The following is a 24,519-nucleotide window of genomic DNA, read 5'->3' on the forward strand; positions in this document are numbered from 1 at the left end:
CAAGACATCCGTACCATCACTGAACTTTTCAGTCCTGCGTGTCGACAACAGCTTGAAGCAGGGCCTCCGGTCCAGAACGCTGAATCCACTCTCGATCGGAGGCATCAGTGCTCAACAAGGATCCGGCGAAGCCGAGGGCGTTGACACTGAAACCGCGAATCCCCTCCCTTCTGCGGCGAACCATGGCCATCCACTGCCGTGTGAGCAACAGGTTGTAAGCCCCTCGCGGGCAGTCATCGGTGCTGGGGTGCCCCAGACCGAGGTCTTCAGCCAGAGCGAGATACAACGCTTGAAGCATTTCACCCGTCAGGGTTGAACTGATCGCTGCGACCCGTGCACTGCGCAACAGAGGATCTTGAGCAGACGTGGTTGTGCCAGCCGCACAGAAACGGAACCAATCGTCCCGAGCACAGATCCGCTCCCCTTCTGACCGCGGTAACAACTGCAGATGTCGATGGGGCTGACTGGCGCCGGCATCAGGCCCGCTGTTGAAGAACCACAGCCCCGTCGTCGTGGCATCAATCCTGGCGAGGGAGTGCCAATCCTTCAAGGACAACCAACCGGTCTGGGGTTGCCAGTCCTGGGTGATGAGCAACATGTGGGAGGTCTGAACGGGATATTTGTTCAGGATCACGACGTGGGATTCACCGATCCGGTCAACCTCCAGACGTTGGTCCCAGGGAAGAAACGGATTCGGCTTTGGACCCGATGCTCGAAGGTGTTTTGGTGTGGCGCTGAGGAGATGGCGCAACTCAAAGCGACAGCCTCTTTCCCCGACCAGGTGGCTCAGTGAGGTGTCGAGCGGAACAAGAGCTCCGGATGCGGTCGCTGCAACCGTGACCTCCATCGCTTTTCGAAGCAGTTCACTGGTCATGCCATGTCAACCGTGCCAGCGAGGCTCCTGCGTAATACCTGCCGAGAATGGCATTGAAGGGAAGTCCCTGATGGGCAAGTTGCTGTGCCCCTGATTGACTCATGCTGGCGCCGAGATGGCCATGGGCTTCAGCACTCACCTGCGCATTTGACGCATAAAGGCTTTCCACAATGCCGCCGCTGTAACTCAGGATGATCCCGCGGGTTTCCCGTGTTGCTGAACGACTGGCCGGGGTGGTGCTTTGCTTCCCTGCAAACACCTGCCAACGGGTTGTATCCCCCAGGTGATAAGCCGTCGTTGCCGGTCGGGCGAGATGCGCCATCGCATAGGAGCGTGCTGCAACGGCTTGCGCCTTGAGGGCTTCCCCATGCCAACTGCTTGGCATTTCGGCGCCAACCACTGAAGCCACGTAGGTCTCCAGATCAAGCGAGACCACGGGGAGCCAATCACCTTGGCCTTTCAGCAGTGATACGTCGCCTTGATAATCCTGCTGGTTGATCTGAACAGGTCCACCTGAGCAATGAATCTCATGCTGAGGTGAGGAAGCGATCCTTTTCATCAGCTCTTGGGCAGGGATCACATCGCCGTGCTGGTAGCGACAGAGCACGTTGGGTCCGGGTCGGAAGGCGGTGATAGGGCTCTGGCTGACCAAACCGACGCGGATCTCCAGGGGCACATGGTCAGCACCAGGAGGCACCTTTGGAACCACTCTCGAACCAACGGTTGAATTGTGATCGAGCAGATCAGCCAAGCTTGATCTGAGCTGATCAGGCCGCTGTGAGAGCGGCCGAGCCAACCAGCCGATCAAAGCGGCCATGAAAAGACTTCCGATCGCGGCCGGGAGCCAGAAATGACAGCGCATCGGCACCAGAACTGCTGTCAGAGCCTCCAGCCGATGATGCCTGATTTCCGCTAGACGGTCTCCTCTTCGCAGCAAGTTCACATGGTCGAAGAAGCTCCGACCACTTGGGCTGGCTTGGCTCTGGTGGTTGGTCCAGGCGGGATCGGAGCGGCGGTGGCAGCAGAACTGAAGCGCACCTGCCCTGATCTGAAGGTGCTGACCGCTGGACGTCATGGACCTCCGAGGTCCTCACTGCAACTGGACCTTCAAAACGACAGTGATCTGGATGGTCTGAGCTCAAGCATGCGAGCCCAGGGGCTCCCCCTGCGTTTGGTGTTCAACTGCAGCGGCCGTCTGCATGGTCCTGGGCTTCAACCGGAAAAACGTCTTCAACAGATCGATCGTTCTCAGTTGGAGCAGCAATTCGGCATCAATGCCATGGCACCGATCCTGCTGGCCAAGGCGATCGAGCCCTTGCTGCAGCGGGATCAACCCTTTCATTTCGCCAGTCTCAGTGCTCGCGTGGGAAGCATCGGCGACAACCGCACGGGAGGCTGGTACGGCTACAGGGCGGCCAAGGCGGCTCAGAACCAGCTGCTGCGCTGCCTGAGCATTGAATGGGCCCGCCGCTGGCCGTTGGCCACCGTGAGCCTGTTGCATCCCGGTACGACCGACACAGCCCTGTCTCGTCCGTTCCAGAGCTTTGTGACACCAGACAAACTTTTCACTCCAGAACGGGCTGCGCGGCAGTTGGTTGAAGTGTTGCTGCAACAGACCCCGGAACAATCAGGAGCTTTTCTCGCCTGGGACGGTCAGTCGATCGATTGGTGAGCGTGCTGCTTCAGCTGCTCAAGGCTGACAACCGTCAGGGCTGTGTCTTCCGTGGCCTCCAGGCGCACCAGCGGTGCGACGCCATCGTCGTAGGCCTGCTTCCAGCGTGGTGCACAGACGCACCAGTGGTCCCCTGGTTTCAAGCCCGGGAACTGAAACGCGGGCATCGGTGTGCTCAGGTCATTGCCCTGGGCCTTGCTGTAACTGAGAAATTGCTCGGTCATCACGCAGCAGATGCTGTGCTGGCCGAGATCGGATGGATCGGTTTGGCAGAGACCATTGCGATACCAACCCGTCATCGGCTCACAACTGCAACTCTCCAGTGGGTCGCCAAGAACGTTCCTGGCCGGCGGAAATTCGGGGCTGCTGTTGGACATCTGAGCGCTCGTTTGAGGGGGAGTCTGCCCAAGGACTGGCACATTTTGACTTCAGACGGTTGACGAACCCCTGGGGGAGCGGGTTAAAGGTCATTCAGTCATGTCCACTCGATGGATTGGGAGTTCACTGAAGACGCTGCTTTTCTGGCGCTCTGCGACGCGTTTCGCGAGAGCGGCGAAAGCTCGGCGATCGAGTTCCTTGCCAATGGAGAGGGAGCCTTTCATTTCCAGGACCTGGCCCAGAACGCCGCTGGCGAAGGCCTTGATCTGAGCGAGTCCAGTGCTCTGGAATCGTTCCAGCAAGAGGTGATCGACACGATGGAGAAGCTCTGCCAGGACTGAGCCCGGCAGAGAGTGCTTCTGCGTCAGCAGGAGATCATCCGTAGAAGAAAGCGATCTCCTTGTCCTTCAGACCGTCCCATCCGGCCTCAAGGAGCCTTTGATTGAGCGTTTCCTGGTCGAAATGCTTGGCTCCGGTCTTGACCACCCGGTTGCGCATCGATTTCAGAACACCACTGCGGGCGCGCTGACTTTCCAGATCCATCACCTGGTTGTAAAGGGCGAGCATCGCTTCAGGGATTGGACTTCCATCAAGATCCACACCAGCTTTGATGGCGGCATCAACACCATCCGGTCCGGCAATGGCCATGGTGAACACAAACAGGGCGCCTCAGGCTATGGGACGCCCCTCAGGGCTCAGGCGCTGAAGTAACGGGCCTGGGAGTGCAGCGCCACCAATGCTGTGGTGCTCTGCTCCGGTTCGAGCTGGTCGCTGGCGTCCATGCTCAAGCCGATCCGCTCAGCCCCGAGCCAGTCCAGCTGCTGCCTGGAGTCGGCCACATTCGGGCAGGCGGGGTAGCCGAAGGAGTAACGGCTGCCGCGGTACCGCTGCGCCAGCACATCCCGCAGGGGCATGCCAGCTGGATCTGCGAAACCGAGTTCCGAGCGAATCCGTGCATGCACCCATTCGGCCATCGCTTCGGCCATCTGAACCGCCAGGCCATGGAAGTACAGGTAATCGCTGTAGCGATCGCCCTTGAACAGCTCCTGCGCCACCACAGAGGCCTTCTGGCCCATGGTCACGGCCTGCATCGGCAGCACGTCGGTTGGGCGTCCCTCAGCGTCCAGATCGTTGAAGAAATCGGCAATGCAATAGCGGTTGCCAGACCGTTGACGGGGAAGCTCAAAAGAGCCGAGTTCCAGCGTGCCATCGGCATCGAACACCCGAAGGGTGTTGCCATCGCGTCCCGCAGGGAAGTAGCCGTACACCGCCCGGGGGGTCAACAGTGACTCGTTGATGCAGCGCTGCATCCACTCCTGCAACACCGGCTCTGCCTTCTCCTGAAGCATCGCCTCGTAGTCGTCCCGACTCTGCTCCTTGGTTTTGCGGAGCATCCACTGGCCAGCGAAGAGGGCATTGCGATCGAGGTAGTGGAAGACCTCGGCAATGTCGATGTCGGCCTCAGTGATCACCGCAGAGCCGAGGAACGGCGGCACCGGTGCGGTTTCAGCGGGGACGGCGTCGGATCGATCTGAGCTCACCGGCGGCAGATCCGCAGCCGGAGCATCCGATGCGGAGGCGGATGTCTCCTCAGCGCTCTCAGAGGTTGTCGACTCTTCATCCAGGCCAACCCCCTGGGGAGCATCAGCCAGAAAGCCCTTGGTGTTGGTCCAGTTATCGCTGCGCTTCGCATCCATCAACGCATCCATGAAGCGCAGATCAGCGAAGGCATCACGGCCGTAGATCACCTTGCCGTCGTAAACCTCACGGCAGTCCTTCTGCACGAAGCGTGGGGTCAGTGCCGCACCGCCGAGGATCACAGGAACATCAATTCCCGCATCGTTGAAGGCCTGGAGGTTGTCCTTCATGAAGGCCGTGGACTTCACCAGCAGACCGCTCATGGCGATGCAATCGGCCTGATGTTCACGTTGGGCCTCAACGATGGCTTCACAGCTCTGCTTGATGCCCAGATTGATCACCTCATAACCGTTGTTGGTGAGGATGATGTCCACCAGGTTCTTGCCGATGTCGTGGACATCGCCCTTCACCGTGGCGATCAGGAACTTGCCCTTGCTTGTGCTCTCGCCCTCGCTTTTTTCCATGTGCGGCTCGAGGTGAGCCACAGCGGATTTCATCGTCTCGGCGCTTTGCAGCACGAAGGGGAGCTGCATCTGGCCACTGCCGAACAATTCACCCACCACCTTCATGCCATCCAGAAGGAAGGTGTTGATGATCTGCAGAGGGGGGTAGGTCTGCAACGCCTCATCCAGGGAGGGCTCCAGGCCGATGCGCTCTCCATCAATGATGTGCTGCTTGAGCCGTTCCTCCATCGGCAGATCCGCCAGCGAGGGGCCTGAAGCACGGGCTTCCTTGGTGCTGACTCCCTCAAACAGCTTGGTGAGTTCGGTGAGCGGGTCGTAGACGCAAATGCCGTCCTCGAAACGGCGGTTGTCATTGATCAGATCACGACACACCTTCTGGTGGTCGTCGCTGATCTTGATCAACGGGAGGATCTTGGCGGGGCTGACGATGGCCGAATCCATACCGGCTTCACAGCAGTCGTGAAGGAAGACCGAATTGAGGGTGATCCGGGCCGCCGGTGACAGGCCGAAACTCACGTTGCTGACCCCGAGCACCACGTGCACGCCGGGGAGGTTCTCCCGGATCATCCGGATGGCATCCACGGTGGCGCGACCATTCAGCCGGTCTTCCTCAATGCCGGTGGAAATGGGCAGAGCAAGGGGGTCGTAGAAGATCTCGTGGGCAGGGATGCCGAACTCGAGGGCATCGCGGTAGGCCCTCTGGGCGATGGCGAACTTCTTCTCGGCCGTTCTGGCCATTCCGTCTTCATCGATCGTGCCGACCACCACAGCGGCGCCGTAGCGGCGGGCCAGCTCCAGAACCTTGAAGAAGCGCTCGTCACCGTCTTCATAGTTGGTGGAGTTGAGGATGCATTTGCCCCCAGCCACCTTCAGGCCCGCCTCCATCTTCTGCCACTCGGTGGAATCGAGCATCAGGGGCAGGTTGACGTTGGTGACCAGACGGCTCACCAGCTCGTGCATGTCCCGTTCGCCATCGCGACCGACGTAGTCGACGTTGACGTCGAGCACGTGGGCGTTTTCCTTCACCTGACCACGGGCCACCGACACCAGCCCGTCCCAGTCTTCCTCCGCTAGAAGTTCGCGCACCTTGCGACTGCCACTGGCATTGAGCCGCTCACCAATGATCAGGAAAGAGTTGTCCTGGTGATAAGGCGTAACGCCATAGATCGATGAGGCTGCAGGCTCGTAATTGAGGCTGGGGCGCACATCCTCCGCGCTGGCGCGATCCCAGCGGGAGGGGCGTTCAGCCGGCTTGAGCTCCTGCGCCAGTTCCGCCAGGCTGCCGATGTGGGCCGGCGTGGTGCCGCAGCACCCACCGATCACCTGCACGCCGAGGTCTTCAACGAAGTGCATCAACTGCATCTTCAGCTCCACTGGCGTGAGGCGGTAATGGGCCACCCCGCCAACGTTTTCCGGCAGTCCGGCGTTGGGAATGCAGCTGACGGTGAAGGGGGAATGCTCAGAGAGGTAGCGAATGTGCTCCTTCATCTGCTCCGGACCGGTAGCGCAGTTCAGGCCGAGGATGTCGATCGGGAATGGCTCAAGGATCGACACCACAGCGGCGATATCCGTGCCAACGAGCATGGTGCCGGTGGTTTCCATCGTGACCGAAACCATCAGGGCCCGCCGCTCACCGGTGGCGGCAAAGGCCTCTTCGATGCCCTGGAGCGCTGCCTTGATCTGCAGCACGTCCTGACAGGTTTCGACGATGAACAGGTCAACGTTGCCGGCGATCAGTCCCTCAGCCTGCTCGCGGAACGAATCCCGCATCGTGTCGAAATCGATGTGGCCAAGGGTGGGCAGCTTGGTGGTGGGCCCCATGGAGCCCGCCACGAAACGGGGCTTCTCAGGGGTGCTGAATTCGTCAGCCATTTCCCGGGCCAGCTCGGCTGCCCGCTTGTTCAGCTCAAAAGCCTTGTCTTCCAGGCCGTATTCCGCCAGCACAATCGATGCAGCGCCGAAGGTATCGGTTTCGATGACATCGCAGCCCACCTCGAGGAACTGGCGATGCACAGCCTTGACTGCATCCGGCTGGGTGACCGCCAGGTTCTCGTTGCAACCCTCCAGGTCTGGACCACCGAAATCATCCGCCGTGAGCCCAAGCCCCTGAAGGCTGGTGCCGGTGGCGCCGTCGAACACCAGCACAGGACGCTGTGGCCCATGCAGGTACTCGAGAAATGCAGAGGTGGTGGCTTGCCGATCTGCCTGCGTCACCACCATCCATGCAACCTCTGGGAAGCACCAATCTTAAGAAAAGCTCAGGGCGAACTTCAGACCCTTCATTCAGGAGATCGGAATACGGGTCACCCAGTGCTCATAGGCGGGATCCCGTCCTTCAGTGATCGCCACGAGCTTGGCCTTCAGGGCATCCATCACAGGACGCTTGGCGTTCAGCACCGTTGATTCGATCTGACGGATCGGCGTCACCTTGGCGGCCGTACCAGAGAGGAACACTTCATCGGCGATGAACAACTCGGTTTTGTCCACCGGACGTTCAATCACAGGGATGTCCATCGCTTTGGCCAGCTCAATCACGCTGGCGCGGGTGATGCCCTCAAGGATGTCCTGATCAACTCCAGGCGTGATCAGCTGACCATCACGCACCAGGAACAGGTTCATACCGCTGGCTTCACTGATCTTGCCGCGACTGTTCAACAGCAAGGCTTCGTCGAAACCGCTCTGCACGGCTTCCGTCTTGGCCAGGGAACTGGTGATGTAGGCGCCGGAGATCTTTCCGCGGAGCGGCAGGGAGCGGTCCTCCTGGCGGGTCCAGCTGCTGATCCTGCAGCTCACCCCCTCCGGAGACAGGTAATCCCCAAGGGGGAGTCCGTAAATCAGGAAGTCGGTCTCGATGTTGTGCAGTCGCGGGGCGATGCCCAGATCGCTGGTGTACACAAAGGGGCGCAGATAGATCGGCTGATCAGGCTTGTTGGCCTGCAGCATCGACGTGAGAGCCGAGAGGATCGTCTCCTCACTCAGATCCGTGAGCAGCAACCGGGCGCTCTGGCTGAGACGCCGGGCGTGCCGATCAGCACGGAACAGCAGCATGGTGTTGCTGTTCTGGGGATCGGGAATGGCGCGCATGCCGCCGAAGGCACCGGTGCCGTAGTGCAGGGCATGGGTGGCAATGGAGATCCTGGCCTCCTCGAAGGGGACGCACTGGCCCTGGAACCAGGCATAGGGCAGGAACTGATGCATCACCGCGATGGATCCGATCGCTGAATCTTCTCACCACCGCGCACCGCAACACGGAGAATGGCGTCATGCATCGCCTTGCCACCTGTCCGGGTCTGGACCCACCGGAAGATGTGGTGCTCGTGGAGCAGCCGGGCGCGGATGTGCTGTTCCTCAGCAGCGCAGGCACCGACATCAGCTGCCTGGACGCCAGCCTGCCGAGCAACCCGGCCTGGAACGAGCGGATCCGGGCGTTGCCCCTGAGCTGCCTGGAGCACCCAGCACAGCTGGACCACTACCTCAACACCACCGCCCAGGCGGCGCACTTGATCGTGGTGCGTCTGCTCGGCAGCCGCGGGCACTGGAGCTACGGCCTGGAGCAACTGCAGCGTTGGTGCAGCGAAGCAAAACAGCGACAACTGATCGTTCTTGCAGGAACGGCTGATCAGAGCAACGAGCTGCATGGGTTGGGCTCCTGCAGTTCTGAACTGGCCGATCAGCTGTCGGCACTGCTGCGGGAAGGGGGCATCGACAACATGGGGCGGTTCCTCGGAGCTCTCGAGGCTCTGCTGGAGGGCACCCCCCCATCACCCGACAACGTTGCGGTGGTGCCTTGCCCCGATCCGATGCCCTGGGATTGGCGCGATGAAGCCGGGGCTGTGGTGGGCGTTGTTCTGTATCGGGCTCAGTTTCAAGCCGGAGATCTTGCCCTGGCGGATGCCCTCACGGCCGCACTTCGGAAGGAGGGACTGCGGCCCTGTCTGCTCTGGGTCAGCAGCCTGAGAAACCCGGCGGTGCAAGCCGGCGTCCACGACCTGTTGAATCAGCAAAACGCTGAGCTGGTGATTGCCGGCACGTCCTTTGCCTCGGTGCAGACCGAACAGGCCGGCCTTGGCAGCCCTCTCTGGGATCGGCTCGATCGACCGGTGTTGCAACTGCTCAGCAGCAGCCGCAGCCGGGCCCAGTGGCTGGAGAGCAGCCAGGGGCTGAATCCGATGGATCTGTCGTTGCAGGTGGTGATGCCGGAGCTGGATGCTCGGATCACCACGCGGCCCTGCGGTTTTCGTGACCACCTGCAGACCAGCGGCCCCCTGGCCACGGCCATTCCCTGCCTGCAGCCGGATCCATCTGGACTCGCGTGGCTGGCAGAGCACAGCCGACGCTGGGTGGAGTTGCGACAGGCCCCCTGTGCCCAGAGGCGCATTGCGATGGTGCTGGCCAACTATCCCGTTCGCGACGGTCGTGTGGCCAATGGCGTGGGCCTCGATACACCAGACAGCACGGCGCGGATGCTGCGCTGGCTGGCTGACGCCGGCCATGACCTCGGTTCAGGAGCCTTGCCGGATTCAGGCGATGGCCTGATGCAACAGCTGTTGTCCGGTCGCACCAATGCACCGGACGGACAGCACCGCCCAGCGCTGGATCATCTGCCCCTCACCACCTATCAGAAGTGGTGGACCAGCGTTCCGGAATCGGCGCGACGCTTGATCGAATCCCGTTGGGGACCTCCAGAAGCCGCCTGCGACCTGGATCCAAACAGGGGGTTTGCCATTCATGGCCTTCGCTTCGGCCATGTGGTGGTGCTGATCCAGCCGGATCGCGGCTACGACGCCGATCAGATCGCCGATCTCCACTCACCGGATCTGCCGCCACCGCACCGGTATCTGGCCCAGTACCTCTGGCTGCGCTGCGTGCATCAGACCCAGGTGATGCTGCATGTGGGCAAGCACGGCAGTGCGGAATGGTTGCCGGGCAAGTCGGTGGGGCTGAGCGATGCCTGCGGCCCCGAGCTGGCCCTGGGCCCGATCCCCCACCTTTACCCCTTCATCGTCAACGACCCCGGCGAAGGATCTCAGGCCAAGCGACGGGGTCATGCCGTGGTGCTGGACCACCTCACACCGCCCTTGGGGCGTGCTGGATTGCACGGACCACTGCAACGGTTGGAGGGCCTGCTGGATGAACTGGTGGAGGTGCGGCAACTGGGCGGCCAGCGGGCCCGGGTGCTGGAACAGGCGGTGCATTCCAGCCTGCTGTCCCTCAACTGGCCCGGAATCCCCAGCCAAGCGGAGATTCGCCGCCAACCGGAGCTGCTGGAGACCTGTCTGGATCAGGCCGAGACCTATCTCTGCGAGCTCAAGGAATCGCAGATCCGCACCGGCTTGCATCGGTTTGGTGTGGCGCCATCGACAGACGCCGCCGATGAGCTGCTGGTCGCCCTGGCCCGTCCCCCCCGGCAGGGGCAGCCCGGCTTGCTGCAGGCCATGGCCCTGGTGGCAGAACTGGACTTTGACCCCTGGCAGCAGGACGAAGGCGACAAGCTCTCGGAGGCGGATCAGACCCGCCTGAGGCTGCTGGGTGGCGCGAACTGCCGACGGGTGGGGGATGGTTGCGCCTGGCTGGAACAGCAGGCCCAGTTGTTGATCCGATGGATCATCCATGGGGAACAGGGGGACGGACTGGCGGAACCGTTCCGGACCTGGAGCCGAAAGGATCCCTGCCTGCAGAACCTGCACGACGACCTCTGGCCCCGTCTTAATGGTTGTGCCTCAGCTGAAAAAGAGGCCTTCCTGCGGGGCATTCAGGGGCAGCGCATCGCTGCGGGACCCTCAGGAGCACCGAGTCGTGGTCGCCCCGATGTGTTGCCCACCGGCAGAAACTTTTATTCCGTCGATCTGCGGGGCTTGCCCACGGAAGCCGCCTGGGATCTGGGGCGACGCTCGGCGGAGCAGTTGCTGGATCTCCATCTGCTGGAGCAGGGGGAACCGCTGCGCCATCTGGCGTTATCGGTCTGGGGAACAGCCACGATGCGCAATGGCGGAGAAGACATCGCCCAGCTGCTGGCCCTGATCGGTGTTCGACCGGTCTGGGATGGGCCCACCCGAAGGTTGGTGGACCTGGAAGTGATTCCAGCCCGTCTGCTGGGGCGACCGCGGGTGGATGTGGTGCTGCGCATCTCCGGGCTGTTTCGCGATGCCTTTCCCCAGTTGGTGGGCTGGGTGCATCAGGCCCAGTCGATGGTGGCGGCCCTTGATGAACCGGATGAACTGAATCCCCTGGCTGAGCTCACCCGTCAAAGCGGGCCCCAGGGCCGAATTTATGGATCCGCCCCCGGTGCTTACGGAGCCGGTCTGCAAGCCCTGATCGACAGTGGCGCCTGGGACTCCCGAGCAGACCTTGGCCAGGCCTTCCTGAGTTGGAGCCAATGGTCGTACGACGGTGCCGCCGCCCCCAGCCTTGATCGTTCCGGCCTCGAGCAGGCCCTGGGCAGGGTGCAGGTGGTGCTCCATAACCAGGACAACCGCGAGCACGACCTGCTCGATTCCGACGACTATTACCAATTCCAGGGGGGCCTCAGTGCCGCTGTGGAAGAGGTTTCAGGAGCACGGCCGCAACTGTGGTTCGGAGACCATTCCCGCCCCGAACGGCCTCGCCTGCACCGGCTCGAAAAGGAATTGGACAAGGTGATGCGCAGCCGGATGCTCAACCCCCGCTGGATCGAGGGAATGATGCAGCACGGCTACAAGGGTGCCTTCGAGATGGGGGCCAGCCTTGACTACCTCTTTGCCTACGACGCCTCCACCGATCGCGTTCCCGATTGGTGTTACGGCGCGCTGTGTGAACAGTGGCTCAGCCAGCCGGAAATCCTCGAGTTCCTCAAGGGGAGCAACCCCTGGGTGCTGAGGGACATGGCCGAACGGCTGCTGGAGGCCTCGAATCGAGGCCTTTGGACGTCAGCAACGAAAGACCAGCTGCTTCACCTGCAAGAGCTCGTGAACAGCAGCGAAGCCCAGATTGAACGGGGAAGCCCTATTTGTTGAGGTCGCGAACCATCTGACGGAACGGATCGATCGATCCAGGCTTGGAGGACGGCGCAGCGGAACCCGCCTTGGCCACCGGTTCCTCCTTGGGGTTCAGCTCTTCCTTACGGCCGAGGGGAGCAGCACCGGCGGGAGCAGGGGTGTTCACACCCGTGATAGCCGTGCCCTTGAGGCGCTTGCTCATCTCCTCGGTGCTCACCTGCTCAGCGAAGGTTTTCTTCACTGGGGTGGGAATGCCCGCGTTGAGGCTGATTGATTCTTCCTTCTTGACGACGCCACCGAGGCCTTCGCTGCGCTTCTCGAGCTTCTCGGTTTCGGCAGCCACCTCCATGATCTGCTCCTTGGTGCCGGGACTGTCGACGGTGCCGGGGAAGGTGCGGCGAATCGTCTTCGACTCGCGCATGTAGTTCACATCCCCGAGGGAGGAGGAAGCGTCGGCATCAAGGAAGAATTCGGCCGGCTTCTCCTTTGCCGGCTTGCGCGGCTGAATCGTGGAGTCGGAATCTGCGGAATCCTTTTTCAGCAGACGATCCAAGAAGCCCATGTCGACCGGAACTGAGATGGAATGAACTTAGCGGCCGCAAAGGTCAATTCCATGGGTATCGGTGCCACACGTACGCAAAAGGCCAAGGTTGCTCAGCTGACGATCGATGGCCTCGCAGATCAACGGGCTGGCGGACCAGGTTGGTTGCATCTCGTAGTCGTACCAGGCCTCACCACCATCGAAACCAAGCCGGGCCGCCTCATCGATCAGCACGTCATGGCCCAGGCGGTAACGGGCGGGATGGGCCAACACTGCCAATCCACCGGCTTCATGGATGGCTTTCACCACCGCCTCAGCCCTTAGCGGTTCACCGACGACGGCATCTCCACGGTTGTAGGGCTGGAGCGCAGGGTGGTTGAGCTCGAAGCCAAGGGCGAGCACATGAACGAGGCATCCCTTCAGCAGTGCACTGATTTCCATGCCGCTCCACACCGTGGGGACCTCAACACCACTGGCTCGCTGCTGATCCAGCCAGACCTGAATCTCCCGATGGGCATGGCTGCTGTGGTGATCCGTCACCGCCAGGTGCTTGAGCCCCCGCTCGGTGGCCTGCTGGATGAGCTCGAGCGGTTCGAGGCTGCCGTCACTGCAGATGGTGTGGCAGTGAAAGTTGTGCGTGGTGGGACAGCTCGACGGTCCCACCTGTTCGAGCACGGCTTTGAGGGGGTGGGTCATCTCAACCCTCATCTCAGGCTTTGGCGGAGGCTTCGGCCCGCAGGCGGCGCCAACGGGCATAGAACTGAATCGACGCTGCCATGAACACCACCAGGGCGACGATGAACCAGGTCGCTGCGCTGGTGGGGAACTGCGTTTTGAACACCACCAGCATCACCACGATCACCAGCAGCAGCGTTGGCAGTTCATTCAGGGCGCGCAGCTGCTTGCCTGACCAAGCACAGGTGCCGGCGTGGAGTTGGCCCATCAGCCGGTAACAAAACACGTGGTAAGCCAGCAGGGCCGCCACAAAACCGAGCTTGGCGTGCATCCAACCCTGCTGAAGCCAGGAGGGCTGGGCCAGCAGCAACCCGATGGCCATCGATACCGCCACAGCCATTCCCGGCGTAGTGATGATGTTGGCGAGCCGTTTCTCCATCAAGGTGTACTGATCGCGGAACGGCTGCTGCAGTTCCGGCGCCAGTTCCTCCGTTTCAACGTGATAGATGAACAAGCGCACCAGATAGAAGAGGCCCGCAAACCACACCACGACCCCAACGATGTGCAGGGTCTTGAACCAGAGGTAGGCCTCGGGCGAAAACGTCATCAACACAACTGATCTGGGGCGACCTTACGCAGGGTTCAGGTGAGCGCGTCAAGAAAATCGTTAGCTCGACGCTGATGGGCCAACAGAACGTCGGGAGCCATGCGATCCAGGTTCCGGGCCATCATCGCCAGCCGGTATTGGCGCCGGAAGAAATCTTGATGGCGATGGATGAACGTCCAGAAAAGGCCATCCCAGGTGTCACACCACTCACCTTTGCGGTAATCCGACATCTTGCGCACGTAGTTCGAGCCGGAGAGATAGGGCTTGGTGGTGAAGATGCCACCATCAGCGAACTGGCTCATGCCATAGACGTTGGGAACCATCACCCAGTCGTAGGCATCCACAAACAGCTCCATGAACCAGGTGTAGATCCGGGTTGGATGGAATCCGCAGAGGAGCATCACATTCCCCAGGAGCATCAGGCGTTCGATGTGATGGCAATAGCCGGTCTCCAAGGCATGGCGGATGGCGTCATCAATCGGGGGCAGACCCGTGGATGCGGTGTAGAAGGCGGAGGGAATCGGCCGGTCGTCGAAGCCCCAGAAATTGCCGTTGCGCATCTCCACCCCGTGGCGCCGGTACATCGCCGCCATGAACTCCCGCCAGCCGACGATCTGACGCAGAAATCCCTCCAATGAATTCAGGGGGATGTCACCGGCTTCAGCCCGCTCCAGCGTTTGATCCAGCACCTGCTGCGGCGTGAGCAGACCGATGTTGAGCATCGGCGTGAGCACGCTGTGCCACATCACCTGGTGCTGGGTGCTGATCGCATCCTCATAAGCCCCGAACTGGCGCAGGCGTTGTTCGAGGAATTGATCCAGCCAACGGGCTGCATCGCCATGGGTGACGGGGTAATGGAACCCGTCCCAGCTGCCGATGCCGGTCACCCCTTCCCCGATGAGCTGATGCCGGGCGGTTTCAACGATGGCGTTCGCTGCGCTGGAGCATTCGGCCGGGGGCTCTGGAACCAAGATTCCCTTGGGGAGCTTCTTGCGGTTGTCGGCATCGAAACTCCAGCGGCCACCGACAGGACCACCGTCAGGATCGATCAGCAGATCCAGTCGCTTGCGCTGCATCTCGTAGAAGCGACCCATCAGGGGCTTCTTGCCGGAGGCGAAATGGTCCTCGATGACGGCCTCTGGAGTGAGCAGCATCGGGGTGGCGACGATCTCCAGACCGCAGCCGTGGCGGGAGGCGAAGGCGGAGATCCGTTGGCTCAGAACATCGTCCACCGGATCCGCCAGATGAAAGGACCGATAGCCCTGATCGAGCAGATCTCCGAGGATTTCAGCGGTGCTGGCCGCCTGCCCCTGCAGCACCCGCAACACGGTGAAGCCCTTGGCCTGAAGCATCTCGGCATAGGCATTCATTGAGGCCCGATGCAGGAGCAGGCGCTGCCGATGCACCTGGATGGGCCAGCGGGGATCAGTGCCGAACAGCAACGGATCTTCGATCAGGGCAACGGCCCGTCCCGCCCGAAGCGCGGGATGGTGCTCAAACAGCTGATGGGGAAAAACGAGACTGAGATCCACCGTCAGCTGTCCTCCCCAGCAAGACGGCAGGCGCGACGACCCAGGGCGGTGGCATAGGCGCGATCCACGGGTCCGGCCATGGGGCTCAACTGGCCAGCCCGGCAATTCATCACCACTTTTTCGCGATGGCCCTGCTGATCGTTGAGCCGCAGCACCAGCTGCCAGTGGTTCTTGGCGCTGCGGGTGATGCCGTCGGCACACACAGGCCCGGTGCACAGCCCGGGAGACGCCCAGACCGGAGTGGCGAGAAGAAACACTCCTGCCAGAACCATGCAGAGCTGACGGATCATGCGGAGAGTTCCTGAGGCTGCTCTTCTAAAGCAGCCCTGGCATCAGCGTCGGCTCCGTCGTCGGAAGGATGGAAGAAATCGTGGATGTCGCGGGCCAGAGCCGGTCCTACGCCAGGGGCCTTGGACAGGGTCTCAACCGATGCCAGCTGGATGGCATCAATTGAATGGAAGTGGGCCAAGAGATCCTTGACCCGCTTGGGCCCAACTCCGGGGATGTCCGAGAGGCGTGAACGCTTCATCCGCTCACCACGCTGCTGGCGATGGAAGCTGACAGCGAAACGGTGGGCTTCGTCGCGAAGGCGGCGAAGGAGCACAACTCCGAGCTGATCCGGTTCACTCTCCAGCGGCTGGCTTTCGCCGGGGAGAAACACCTCCTCGCGCTGCTTGGCGAGGGAGCAGACGTTGAGATCCTCGTGCAGATCAAGCTCGCGCAGGGCCTCCATCACGGCAGTGAGCTGGCCTTTGCCGCCGTCGATCATCACCACATCGGGCCAGTCGTTGAGGCCGTCGGTCTGCAGAGCGCTGCCACCTTTGTGACGCAGGGCACCCACATCCACCCCTTCCGCCTTGGCCCGGGCCCAGCGCCGAAAACGACGGCGCATGATTTCCGCCATCGCCATGAAGTCGTCGCTGTGGCCAGCGCGGATGCTGCTGCTGCGGATCTTGTACTTGCGATAGTGCTGCTTGGCGGGCAGCCCGTCGATGAACACCACCTGGGAGGCCACGGCATCGCTGCCCTGGATGTGACTGATGTCGTAGCCCTCGATCCGCCGCGGCGGGGTGGGCAACTCCAGCAGTTGCGCCAGATCCTCCGTGGCCAACGACTGCTTCTCCTGACCTTGCTTGGCGCGGAGCAACTCAAACTCCGCGTTGCGCTGCACCAGTTCAATCAGGTCGGCTTTCTGCTGGCGCTGCGGGCAGTGGATCTGCACCCGACGCTCGCGCTGTTCCGAGAGCCACTCCTCCATCAGTTTCTGCTGGGGCAGAGCGTGCTGCACCAACAACTCGGGGGGCACCTCAACGGAATCCACCTGGCTGTAGTGCTCTTCAATCACCCGTTGCAGGATCAACCCAGGTTCCAGACCTGAGGCGTCAGCGGTGTAGCCAAGACGTCCCACCAGCTTCCCGGCGCGCATCTGAAACAGCTGCACGGCCGCCAAACGTTCATCGAAGGCAAGGGCCAGCACATCGCGACTTACCGAGGAATCCGGCAGGCTCATCTTCTGATCAGCGGTGAGCTGATCCAGCCCCTGAAGTTGATCGCGAACCCGGGCCGCCGACTCGTAGTCCATTCGCTCGGCATACCGCCCCATTTGCTCCTGAAGCAGCTGCTGCAGTTCATCGCTGCGGCCCTGAAACACCATCGCCACCTTGCGCAGGGTGCGGTGATAGTCCTCTGAGCTGATTTTTTCCTGGCAGACCCCCGGACAGCGCCCGATGCTGTAGTTGAGGCAGGTGCGATCGGGGTACATCGGCCGGGGGCGTTGCCGCAGCGGGAACACCCGCTTCACCAGGAACAGGGTGCGGCGCAGCAGACCCACATCGACATAGGGCCCATAAAAGCGATCCAGGGGGCTGCGGAAGCGACGGCGACGGGTGATGAAAATCCGCGGGTAGACCTCACTCCAGGTGATGCAGAGGTAGGGGTATTTCTTGTCGTCCTTCAGCAGCACATTGAAGTGCGGCTGATGGTTCTTGATCAGGTTCGACTCGAGAACGAGGGCCTCAGCCTCGCTGTCGGTGACGATGAACTCAATCTCACAGACCTGGCGTGTCATCAGCCGGATCCGTGGCGACAGGTCATGCCGACTGCGGAAATAGCTGCGCACGCGGCTGCGCAACGCCTTCGACTTGCCGACGTAGAGGATCCGGTCGTCGCCGTCCCGCATCAGATAGCAACCCGGCTCAGCGGGGATCTCCTTGAGCCGGCGTTCAAGACGCTCGGGCTGCGTCAGCAGCGGTGCACCGGAGGCGGCATCCACCAGGCCAGCTCAGCCGCCGTAATTCCAGCCGGTGCTGGCCAGGTTCAGGGCCTCGCCATCGGCGATCAGGCGCGCCGTTTTTACTTCGCCCACAAAAACGGTGTGGTCACCATGCTTGATCGATCCCACGAGTTCGCACTCCACACCACCGACGGCATCGGTGAGCAGGGGAAGACCAAGTTCGCCCTCCTCAAAGGGTGCCGCTTCAAAGCGACCACCGAGCGCCTTCTGGGGCTTGAAGAACACGGCTGCCAGATCTTTCTGATCGGCCCGCAGCACGTTGAGGGAGAACTTGCCGGTGGCCTCGATGATGGCGTGGCTGCTGCTGTCAGCCCGAACGCCCATCACCACCAAGGGCGGTTCGAACGAGCCCTGGGTCACCCAGCTGGCCGTGAAACCGTTGACCTCATCGCCGTTGCGCACGCCGCAGATGAAGAGTCCATGGGGGATCTTGCGAAGCAGGACCTTCTTGGCGTCGGCGTCGAGGCTCATGGCACGGATGCGTTGGCTGAAATCTAAACAGCGATCCGCTGCATAGGATCCGCCCATCGCTGATTCCCGATGCGGGCGCTCTACCCCGGCAGTTTCGACCCTCTCACCAATGGTCATATGGACCTGATCGAGCGGGCGGTGAGCCTGTTTGGTGAGGTGGTCGTTGCTGTGCTCAGCAATCCGAGCAAACGGCCTGCATTCAGCGTCGACGAACGGATCGAACAAATCCGCACGGCGACGCGCCATCTCTCCGGCGTTGAGGTGATCAGTTTCGATGGCCTCACGGTGAACTGTGCCGTCACCCATCGCGCCGACCTGATCCTGAGGGGCCTGCGAGCGATGAGTGACTTCGAATACGAACTGCAGATCGCCCACACCAACCGCTCCTTGGCAGACGATCTGGAGACTGTGTTCATGGCCACCACGGCCCGCCACAGCTTTCTCAGCAGCTCGGTGGTGAAGGAAGTGGCCCGCTTCGGCGGGTCAATCGACCACATGGTTCCGCCAGAGGTGGCGAAGGACCTCAACAGGCTCTTTAATTCGGCTTTCCCCGCCAGCTGAGATGAACGACGTCCGGTTCTCCGTTCTCGATCAACTCGATCAGTTGGAGGAAGTTGTGCTGGAGGGCAGTCGGCTGCCGTTCACCGGAGGACGATTGGTCAACGAAACCGATGCCGTTGAGCTGCTGGATGCCGTCCGCGATGAATTGCCGAAGGAGCTGGAGCGGGCCGTCAAGTTGCTGGATCGTCGGGACGAATTCATCAACACCGCCCGCAGGAATGCCGAAGAGATTGTCGAGCAGGCCCAGCGTCAGCGCGAACAGCTGGTGAACAACGCCGCCATCCGCCAGGAAGCGGAACGGCAGGTGAATGAGATGCGCGAACAGGCGCGTCAGCAATGTGAGCAGCTGCTCCAGAAAACGCGACAGCAGGGGGCGACGTTGGAGCAGGAGATGCAAGGCAAGCTGGCGCAGTTGGAGCAGCAGTTCGCCACCCGCCGCCAGCAGCTGGAGCAGGAAGCCCTGGAACGTCGCCAGCAACTGGATCAGGAAGCGATTGAGCTGAAGCGTCAACACGCCGAGCGACTCGACGCCAGCCGCCAACAGGCGCAGCAGCAAATCCAACAGATCGAGGCCAACGCAGCGGAACTCAAGCGCCATCACGCTGAGCAGCATGAAGCCAATCGACAGCAGGCGCTGCAGGATCTGGAGACGATTCGCCGTGAAGCCCTTCGTCTGCAGAAGGAAGGCCGCGATGAGGCCGAGCGAATCCACAACGACGCACTGCAGTTCCGCCAGCAGACCCAACAGCAGTGCGAGTCGCTGATCCAACGCAGCCGCCAGGAAGCCGCCGGCGTTCAGGACGGTGCCAACCGTTACGCCGAACAGACCCTGGGTGAGCTGGAGGTGCGCCTCAAGGAAATGGCCCAGGTGGTGATGGCCGGCCGTCAGGAGCTCTCCAAGATCCAGATGATCCGATCAGCAACTCCTGCCCCTAACGCTGGTGATGACAGCAAAACCGTGCCGTTCAGTCGATCCCAGCGGGCAGCGTCCCGGCTGCGCTCCATGCGGGGCAACGGCTGATCCGCTGGCTGGCCAGCAGGATCTGGCCCATTACGGAGTTGGGTGCATAGGACCCGTTGGCAATCATGCTCACGTAACGCGGTCCATCAGCGGTTTCAAGAATGCCGGAGATCGAACGAACTCCTCTGAGGGTGCCGGTCTTTCCCCAGAAGCGACCCACAAGTGGTGTGCCCCAGAAGTAGTTGCGCAGCGTTCCCCTCTGGCCTGCAATCGCCATCGAGGCCTGGTAGTAAGCCGCCAGGGGGTGTTGCGCCATGCGCCACAGCAGCACAGACAGGGAACGGCTGGTGAGACGGTTGCCCCGTGAGAGTCCGCTGCCGTCCCGCAGCCGAAGTCCCGTCATCGGCACACCCTGGGCTTGCAACCAGCGGGTGGTGGCGATGGACGCACGGTTCACATCCCAAACGTCCGCCGCCTCACGCATCAGCACCTCAGCAGTGAAGTTGTGGCTCTCCGTGTTGGCCAGGCTGAGCAGGGCGTGCATCGGCGCGGAATCCTCGCTGTGCAGAACCACACTTGCCCCCCTGCTCCGCGCGAGGGCCGCTTCCCGGGTCTGCTGATCGACCATCTGCAGGCGGATCTGTCCCCCTTGCTGCTGCACGGTGGAATTGAGGATCCGCTGCAGCCGTTGCGCTGGATCCATCACCGCCATGTGGAGGGCATTGCTGGTGAGAGCAAGGCGGGTGATCGGTGCGCCGTAGGCGTAGGAGCGATCCGCAGGATCCCAATCGGCGGGCCACCAGCGCTGACGCGGTTCCTCCCGCACCATCAGCTGAACAGGCGCAGAGGAGACGCTGGAGGTGCTGCTGGAGCCGCCCTGGCCAAGAGCCACCATGGCGAACCTCTGGATCTCGGCAATGCTGAGGTCGGGATCGCCCTCCCCCACGATCTCCAGGGACCCATCGGGATGACGCAACAGCTGCGTCTTCAGACGGAAGTCGGGGCCGAGGCGATCCAGGGCAAAGGCCGTGCTGACCAGTTTCTGATTCGATGCCGGGATCCGGGGGATCCCCCCGTTCAGATCAGCCAGCAGCTGACCCCGTTGATCGACAACGCTGACGCTCCACAACTGCTCTTCCGTGCCCACCGCTGATTCCAAGGCGGTCTGCAGGGCAGGGCACAGTGCACCGCCGCTGAGCATGGCCTGGCCCTGACGCTGCACCACCGGAGGTGGTGCCAACAGTTGAGGCGCTGCCCTGACGGGCAACTGGGGCGCCAGCACCAGCAGGGAGACCAGGGCAGAGCGAATCACAGAGGCATCACTCCGCTCACGACGCCGTTCAGGCGGTAGAGGCGTCCTTCCAGTTCAACGGGCACACCCACCTTGAGCTTGGTGCCACCGATCACAACGCCGGAGGGTTTGATCTCGGCCTGGGCCTCCATCACAAACCGGGCATGGCGTGGCTGAGCCGTGGCGGGGGCATCGGCAATCACCACCGAACCATCGGGCTGCACCGCCGTCAGGGGATTGGTGACGTCATCCACCGACACCAGGCTCACCCGACCGGCCGGTTGATTGCGAATCACGATGTTGAGGGCTGCTTCCTCCCGCACTGAAGTCAGCAGCTGCTCGGGATCAGCGCTGTACAGCCGCACCACATCAACGCTCACCTGCACAGGTTTCACAGCACCGGTGGCCTTGGCGACCGCATTGGAGAGCTTGGGGGACCAGACCACCCCGGCCAGAGCGGCCAAGGCGACGACTCCAGCCACGGCATCGATGGGTGAAAGGGATCGAAGCCTGTTGAGCACCATCGAAGGGGAGCCTGGGCTTGAACCTTAAGGAGGGTCTGAGCCTGGATCAAGCCAGAGGCGGCTCAATTGCGCAGACCATCAAGAAAGCGGTCGACCCCGGACAGCTGTTGCTTGATGCTGTCGGGATCTTCACCGGCCAGAAGCGCTGCTGTGGTGTCGGGATCCGGACGTTCAGGCAACACCTCAAGCTGGCGGTAACCATCGGGATCCTGGCGATAGAGACGCCAGTCATCGGGGAAGCAGCGCATCAACGCGCCTCCCTCCAGGGGCTGGAGCCAGTAGGCCTGCTGCCAGCTGGCCACGAAACCCTTTCGGCGCTCCCGGGCCACGCTGCCGATGCCGACGGCGGCGTCTTCGAGACGTCCATTCAGCATCAGAACCACTCCTGAGTGGTTCTCACACAAGGCCTGGAACTCCTCGTAATCCGCAGGGGAGGGGTTCACCGCAAGCAGAAGGCGGGTGTTGGGAACATCGCTCTCCGCCCGTTTGAGCTGATTGAAATCAAGGATCACCTCCTTGAGGTCCTCCGCATCGCGCCGGGCCAGGGCGGCAGCACCGGCATCGGGCCAAACCATCAACAGGTCCTGACCGGCAGCGATCAGTGCTCGGGCCAGCCGCAGCGCCACCGGAAGCAGGCGAAGCCCTTCAAAACGGAGGCTTGCGGCCCAGCGTTGACCGTCGCCGGATCCAACGGCCGCCAGGGCGGCTTGCAGCATGGCCTCCTCGGCGGCGAGTAGATCCGCGGGGAGGGCGAGACAGGAAGCGTCGGATTGAGTCATCGCCAAAGCATGTCAGGACAATGCCGTTAACGCGGAGGCAAAGCGGCCGGGAATGGCGTCGAGATCCTGATCCGACAACCAGGGGCCAAGGGTCAGCCGCAGGCCCGACTGACGTTCAGGCCCGGGAATGCCCATGGCCGTGAGCACAGCACTGTCGGCACTGCTGCCACTGCTGCAGGCACTGCCGCTGCTGCAGGCCACCCCCGCCGCCGCCAGCCGTCGCACCAGATCGCGTCCGGGCAGCGGCTGTCCACCAACGGTTTTGGCCAACAGCGCAATGTGATGGGGCAGACGCTGATCGGGAGAAGGGCCGCAGAGCTGAAGCTGGGGGAGCTCCAGCAGGCGTTCGAGCAGTTGATCCCGTTGACGACGGATCTGGGTTGAGCTGCCCGGTGGAACGTGCTGGCTGACGGGGTCAAAGCTGGGGAGGGCCATCAGGGCTTCGGCCATGCCGCCCACCAACGCAACAGGTTCGGTACCGGAGCGCAGGCCGTGCTCCTGGCCACCGCCGCCTTGGAGCGGTGAAAGCTCCACACCGGGGGCCCGAATCAACAGGCCCACGCCCCGGGGGCCGCGGAACTTGTGGGCGGAGAGGGTCAGCAGATCAGCCCCGAGCCGCTCGAAGGCGAAGCAACCCTGGGGCACAAGCTGGGTGGCATCGCTGTGGATGACGATGCCGCGCTCGCGGCAGGCCCGAGCGATCGTGCTGATCGGTTGCAATGCACCCACCTCGCCCTGGGCTGCAATGAGGGAAACCAATCGGGTTGGAGCGGACAACAACCGATCGAGCTGATCGAGCCGCAGTACGCCCTGCCCATCAACGGGCCATTCGGCAACGCTCCAGCCCAGGGCGTCCAGCTGGTGCGCCGCAGCGACCACCGCCGGATGCTCCACCGCAGAGATCACCAACCGGCCCGGGACAAGACCGGCGGCACAGCCGAGCAAGGCAAGATGCACGGATTCCGTCGCCCCTGAGGTGACGATCAACTGGTCAGGATTGACAGCGAAGCGCTCGGCGATGCGCCAGCGCGCTCGCTCCAGAGCTTCCGCTGCTGCCAACCCAGCCCCATGCAGGCTGCTGGGGTTGGCCCAGGCCGTCTGCTGGAGCTGCTGCATCACCGCGATCACCGCCGGCAGGGGAGGTGTCGTGGCAGCAGCATCCAGGTAGAGCTCAGGGGGTTCCACGCTCGAACCGCGCCTTGGTGCGCTGCTCCAGGGACTCACTGGCGAGATTGAGCATCGAGTCGAGGGAGGTGCTGCTGAGGAAAGCCTGCACCTTCTGCTGCGCCTCATCGCGGAGGCAGCGGTCGGGGCGCTGACACTGCTCAGCGCAATCCTTGGAGCAATCGAAGTCGGTTGCGGTCATCGGCGCAGGTGGAGCGGCAGGCGCTTCGCTGATCGAAGCCATCGAGGATCCTGCCGGCACCAGATCGGGCGTCAGCACCCCGTCAAACACCGCTTCGGCGGGTCCCGTCATCAGCACGGAACCGGTGCGATCACGCCACTCAATCATCAGCGGACCGCCGGGCAGCACCACCTCGGCGCAGTCATCGGCGAGGCCCAGCAGCACCGCCGCCACCAGGGTGGCGCAGGCACCGGTGCCGCAGGCCAATGTCGGGCCAGCACCCCGTTCCCAGACCCGGATCTCCAGCCGCTCACGGCTGTGCACCTGGAGGAAATGAACGTTGGTCTTGGCCGGGAAGGCCGGATGGACCTCCAGGGCAGCACCCCAGGCATCAAAGGGAATGCTGGCCAGGTCGTCGACGGGCACCACCACATGGGGATTGCCCATGCCAACGGCCGCCACCTTCAGTTGTTCTCCCTCCAGCAGCAGCACCCCCTGCGGCAGGCCGTCTTCGGGCATCAGGGTTGTGGGGATGCCCTCGGAGGTGAGGAAAGGGGGGCCCATGTCCACTCGCAACTGCCCATCGGCCATCAGTTCGGGGCGAATCATTCCCGCCAGGGTTTCGATGTCCCAGCGGCGGCCTGGGGCATCACCGTCGGTGTCGGCCAGGTAGCGGGCCAGGCAGCGAATGCCGTTGCCACACATTTCGGCCTCACTGCCATCGGCATTGAGAATCCGCATCCGCAGTTCTCCCTCCGCCTGAGGAGGCAGCGCCAGAATCAGGCCATCGCCACCAACGCCGAAGCGCCGATCACAGATGCGCCGCACCCAGGCGGGATCGGGATTGCTGATGGCATCGGGCAGTTGTCCCTGCCGGCCTTCAACGATCAGGAAGTCGTTGCCAAGTCCCTGATATTTGCTGAACTGCAGCATGCGTGG

General features: G+C 62.4%; 23 protein-coding genes. 5 read left to right on the top strand and 18 right to left on the bottom strand.

Going from position 1 to position 24,519, the window contains the following annotated elements; genetic code table 11:
* Positions 1-28: 28 nt before the first annotated feature.
* Together SynA1544_RS07040 and SynA1544_RS07045 are read right to left on the bottom strand one after the other, a co-directional pair.
* Positions 29-874 carry a DUF4922 domain-containing protein gene (locus SynA1544_RS07040; RefSeq protein WP_186515343.1) on the bottom strand — a complete coding sequence of 282 codons (846 nt, stop codon included), beginning with the start codon at positions 872-874 and terminating at the stop codon, positions 29-31.
* The gene (locus SynA1544_RS07045) at positions 864-1,571 is read right to left on the bottom strand and encodes a SpoIID/LytB domain-containing protein (RefSeq protein WP_255477767.1); all 708 of its coding nucleotides are present in this window, start codon (positions 1,569-1,571) and stop codon (positions 864-866) included. Before SynA1544_RS07045 ends, SynA1544_RS07040 begins: the two co-directional genes overlap by 11 nt.
* 246 nt (positions 1,572-1,817) lie before the next feature.
* Between SynA1544_RS07045 and SynA1544_RS07050 the strand changes: the two genes are divergently transcribed.
* On the top strand, positions 1,818-2,546 hold the full coding sequence (locus SynA1544_RS07050) for an SDR family NAD(P)-dependent oxidoreductase (protein ID WP_186515345.1): 729 nt from the start codon (positions 1,818-1,820) through the stop codon (positions 2,544-2,546).
* Here the strand turns inward: SynA1544_RS07050 and SynA1544_RS07055 are convergent.
* A complete protein-coding gene (locus tag SynA1544_RS07055; protein ID WP_186515346.1) occupies positions 2,528-2,923 on the bottom strand; it encodes a DUF2237 family protein in 396 nt (131 codons plus the stop codon). The two genes, SynA1544_RS07050 and SynA1544_RS07055, sit on opposite strands and share 19 nt — an antisense overlap.
* Positions 2,924-3,034: 111 nt before the next feature.
* Here SynA1544_RS07055 and SynA1544_RS07060 point away from each other — a divergent pair, with 111 nt between their 5' ends.
* A complete protein-coding gene (locus SynA1544_RS07060; protein ID WP_006851429.1) occupies positions 3,035-3,265 on the top strand; it encodes a hypothetical protein in 231 nt (76 codons plus the stop codon).
* Between the two features lie 34 nt (positions 3,266-3,299).
* Here the strand turns inward: SynA1544_RS07060 and SynA1544_RS07065 are convergent, their stop codons facing one another.
* The 3 genes from SynA1544_RS07065 to SynA1544_RS07075 all read right to left on the bottom strand — a co-directional run bounded on the left by SynA1544_RS07065 (position 3,300) and on the right by SynA1544_RS07075 (position 8,224).
* Positions 3,300-3,572: a DUF4090 family protein gene (locus SynA1544_RS07065; protein WP_114989215.1), complete on the bottom strand. Its 273-nt coding sequence runs from the start codon at positions 3,570-3,572 to the stop codon at positions 3,300-3,302.
* A 47-nt stretch (positions 3,573-3,619) separates the two neighbouring features.
* Positions 3,620-7,246 carry a methionine synthase gene (metH, locus tag SynA1544_RS07070; RefSeq protein WP_186515347.1) on the bottom strand — a complete coding sequence of 1,209 codons (3,627 nt, stop codon included), beginning with the start codon at positions 7,244-7,246 and terminating at the stop codon, positions 3,620-3,622.
* A 63-nt stretch (positions 7,247-7,309) separates the two neighbouring features.
* The gene (locus tag SynA1544_RS07075; RefSeq protein ID WP_186515348.1) at positions 7,310-8,224 is read right to left on the bottom strand and encodes a branched-chain amino acid transaminase; all 915 of its coding nucleotides are present in this window, start codon (positions 8,222-8,224) and stop codon (positions 7,310-7,312) included.
* Positions 8,225-8,289: 65 nt separating this feature from the next.
* Between SynA1544_RS07075 and cobN the strand changes: the two genes are divergently transcribed.
* On the top strand, positions 8,290-12,018 hold the full coding sequence (gene cobN, locus SynA1544_RS07080) for a cobaltochelatase subunit CobN (RefSeq protein ID WP_186515349.1): 3,729 nt from the start codon (positions 8,290-8,292) through the stop codon (positions 12,016-12,018).
* Here cobN and SynA1544_RS07085 read toward each other — a convergent pair.
* Genes SynA1544_RS07085 through SynA1544_RS07115 form a run of 7 tightly spaced genes read right to left on the bottom strand, consistent with a single transcriptional unit; the run spans position 12,008 to position 18,119 of the window.
* The gene (locus SynA1544_RS07085) at positions 12,008-12,562 is read right to left on the bottom strand and encodes a hypothetical protein (protein WP_115009061.1); all 555 of its coding nucleotides are present in this window, start codon (positions 12,560-12,562) and stop codon (positions 12,008-12,010) included. The two genes, cobN and SynA1544_RS07085, sit on opposite strands and share 11 nt — an antisense overlap.
* A 27-nt stretch (positions 12,563-12,589) precedes the next feature.
* On the bottom strand, positions 12,590-13,237 hold the full coding sequence (locus SynA1544_RS07090) for a PHP domain-containing protein (protein WP_186515350.1): 648 nt from the start codon (positions 13,235-13,237) through the stop codon (positions 12,590-12,592).
* Between the two features lie 13 nt (positions 13,238-13,250).
* The gene (gene hemJ, locus SynA1544_RS07095) at positions 13,251-13,823 is read right to left on the bottom strand and encodes a protoporphyrinogen oxidase HemJ (RefSeq protein WP_115132641.1); all 573 of its coding nucleotides are present in this window, start codon (positions 13,821-13,823) and stop codon (positions 13,251-13,253) included.
* A gap of 35 nt (positions 13,824-13,858) precedes the next feature.
* The gene (locus tag SynA1544_RS07100) at positions 13,859-15,355 is read right to left on the bottom strand and encodes a cryptochrome/photolyase family protein (RefSeq protein WP_186515351.1); all 1,497 of its coding nucleotides are present in this window, start codon (positions 15,353-15,355) and stop codon (positions 13,859-13,861) included.
* Positions 15,356-15,357: 2 nt separating this feature from the next.
* Positions 15,358-15,645 (bottom strand): hypothetical protein, encoded by a 288-nt coding sequence (locus SynA1544_RS07105; protein ID WP_115162014.1) that lies wholly within the window; start codon positions 15,643-15,645, stop codon positions 15,358-15,360.
* Positions 15,642-17,627: an excinuclease ABC subunit UvrC gene (gene uvrC, locus SynA1544_RS07110; protein WP_186515352.1), complete on the bottom strand. Its 1,986-nt coding sequence runs from the start codon at positions 17,625-17,627 to the stop codon at positions 15,642-15,644. The genes SynA1544_RS07105 and uvrC overlap by 4 nt, the downstream gene beginning before the upstream one ends.
* Positions 17,628-17,636: 9 nt before the next feature.
* The gene (locus tag SynA1544_RS07115; RefSeq protein WP_115009275.1) at positions 17,637-18,119 is read right to left on the bottom strand and encodes a flavin reductase family protein; all 483 of its coding nucleotides are present in this window, start codon (positions 18,117-18,119) and stop codon (positions 17,637-17,639) included.
* Positions 18,120-18,188: 69 nt separating this feature from the next.
* Here SynA1544_RS07115 and coaD point away from each other — a divergent pair, with 69 nt between their 5' ends.
* Complete coding sequence (gene coaD, locus SynA1544_RS07120) at positions 18,189-18,680, top strand: pantetheine-phosphate adenylyltransferase (protein WP_186493222.1); 492 nt, start codon at positions 18,189-18,191, stop codon at positions 18,678-18,680.
* Position 18,681: 1 nt separating this feature from the next.
* The gene (locus SynA1544_RS07125; RefSeq protein WP_186515353.1) at positions 18,682-19,701 is read left to right on the top strand and encodes a hypothetical protein; all 1,020 of its coding nucleotides are present in this window, start codon (positions 18,682-18,684) and stop codon (positions 19,699-19,701) included.
* Here the strand turns inward: SynA1544_RS07125 and dacB are convergent.
* The 5 genes from dacB to dapF form a co-directional block, all read right to left on the bottom strand.
* Positions 19,646-20,953 (bottom strand): D-alanyl-D-alanine carboxypeptidase/D-alanyl-D-alanine-endopeptidase, encoded by a 1,308-nt coding sequence (gene dacB, locus SynA1544_RS07130; protein ID WP_186515354.1) that lies wholly within the window; start codon positions 20,951-20,953, stop codon positions 19,646-19,648. The two genes, SynA1544_RS07125 and dacB, sit on opposite strands and share 56 nt — an antisense overlap.
* A complete protein-coding gene (locus tag SynA1544_RS07135; RefSeq protein ID WP_186515355.1) occupies positions 20,950-21,456 on the bottom strand; it encodes a DUF4330 domain-containing protein in 507 nt (168 codons plus the stop codon). The genes dacB and SynA1544_RS07135 overlap by 4 nt, the downstream gene beginning before the upstream one ends.
* 62 nt (positions 21,457-21,518) lie before the next feature.
* Positions 21,519-22,235: a DUF1995 family protein gene (locus tag SynA1544_RS07140; protein ID WP_186515356.1), complete on the bottom strand. Its 717-nt coding sequence runs from the start codon at positions 22,233-22,235 to the stop codon at positions 21,519-21,521.
* A gap of 12 nt (positions 22,236-22,247) precedes the next feature.
* Positions 22,248-23,420, bottom strand: a complete 1,173-nt coding sequence (locus tag SynA1544_RS07145) for a cysteine desulfurase family protein (protein WP_186515357.1) — start codon at positions 23,418-23,420, stop codon at positions 22,248-22,250.
* Positions 23,407-24,513 carry a diaminopimelate epimerase gene (gene dapF, locus SynA1544_RS07150; RefSeq protein WP_186515358.1) on the bottom strand — a complete coding sequence of 369 codons (1,107 nt, stop codon included), beginning with the start codon at positions 24,511-24,513 and terminating at the stop codon, positions 23,407-23,409. The genes SynA1544_RS07145 and dapF overlap by 14 nt, the downstream gene beginning before the upstream one ends.
* Between the last annotated feature and the right edge of the window lie 6 nt (positions 24,514-24,519).

The organism is Synechococcus sp. A15-44, assembly GCF_014280115.1.
In the GTDB taxonomy this organism is placed as follows: domain Bacteria; phylum Cyanobacteriota; class Cyanobacteriia; order PCC-6307; family Cyanobiaceae; genus Parasynechococcus.

Bases quoted from the DNA above. Each gene is read 5' to 3' on its own strand.
- SynA1544_RS07040 (WP_186515343.1), bottom strand. From the start codon at position 874: ATGACCAGTGAACTGCTTCGAAAAGCGATGGAGGTCACGGTTGCAGCG.
- SynA1544_RS07050 (WP_186515345.1), top strand. From the start codon at position 1,818: ATGGTCGAAGAAGCTCCGACCACTTGGGCTGGCTTGGCTCTGGTGGTT.
- SynA1544_RS07055 (WP_186515346.1), bottom strand. From the start codon at position 2,923: ATGTCCAACAGCAGCCCCGAATTTCCGCCGGCCAGGAACGTTCTTGGC.
- SynA1544_RS07060 (WP_006851429.1), top strand. From the start codon at position 3,035: ATGGATTGGGAGTTCACTGAAGACGCTGCTTTTCTGGCGCTCTGCGAC.
- SynA1544_RS07065 (WP_114989215.1), bottom strand. From the start codon at position 3,572: ATGGCCATTGCCGGACCGGATGGTGTTGATGCCGCCATCAAAGCTGGT.
- metH (WP_186515347.1), bottom strand. From the start codon at position 7,246: ATGGTGGTGACGCAGGCAGATCGGCAAGCCACCACCTCTGCATTTCTC.
- SynA1544_RS07075 (WP_186515348.1), bottom strand. From the start codon at position 8,224: ATGCATCAGTTCCTGCCCTATGCCTGGTTCCAGGGCCAGTGCGTCCCC.
- cobN (WP_186515349.1), top strand. From the start codon at position 8,290: ATGCATCGCCTTGCCACCTGTCCGGGTCTGGACCCACCGGAAGATGTG.
- SynA1544_RS07085 (WP_115009061.1), bottom strand. From the start codon at position 12,562: ATGGGCTTCTTGGATCGTCTGCTGAAAAAGGATTCCGCAGATTCCGAC.
- SynA1544_RS07090 (WP_186515350.1), bottom strand. From the start codon at position 13,237: ATGACCCACCCCCTCAAAGCCGTGCTCGAACAGGTGGGACCGTCGAGC.
- hemJ (WP_115132641.1), bottom strand. From the start codon at position 13,823: ATGACGTTTTCGCCCGAGGCCTACCTCTGGTTCAAGACCCTGCACATC.
- SynA1544_RS07105 (WP_115162014.1), bottom strand. From the start codon at position 15,645: ATGATCCGTCAGCTCTGCATGGTTCTGGCAGGAGTGTTTCTTCTCGCC.
- SynA1544_RS07115 (WP_115009275.1), bottom strand. From the start codon at position 18,119: ATGAGCCTCGACGCCGACGCCAAGAAGGTCCTGCTTCGCAAGATCCCC.
- coaD (WP_186493222.1), top strand. From the start codon at position 18,189: ATGCGGGCGCTCTACCCCGGCAGTTTCGACCCTCTCACCAATGGTCAT.
- SynA1544_RS07125 (WP_186515353.1), top strand. From the start codon at position 18,682: ATGAACGACGTCCGGTTCTCCGTTCTCGATCAACTCGATCAGTTGGAG.
- SynA1544_RS07135 (WP_186515355.1), bottom strand. From the start codon at position 21,456: ATGGTGCTCAACAGGCTTCGATCCCTTTCACCCATCGATGCCGTGGCT.
- SynA1544_RS07140 (WP_186515356.1), bottom strand. From the start codon at position 22,235: ATGACTCAATCCGACGCTTCCTGTCTCGCCCTCCCCGCGGATCTACTC.
- dapF (WP_186515358.1), bottom strand. From the start codon at position 24,513: ATGCTGCAGTTCAGCAAATATCAGGGACTTGGCAACGACTTCCTGATC.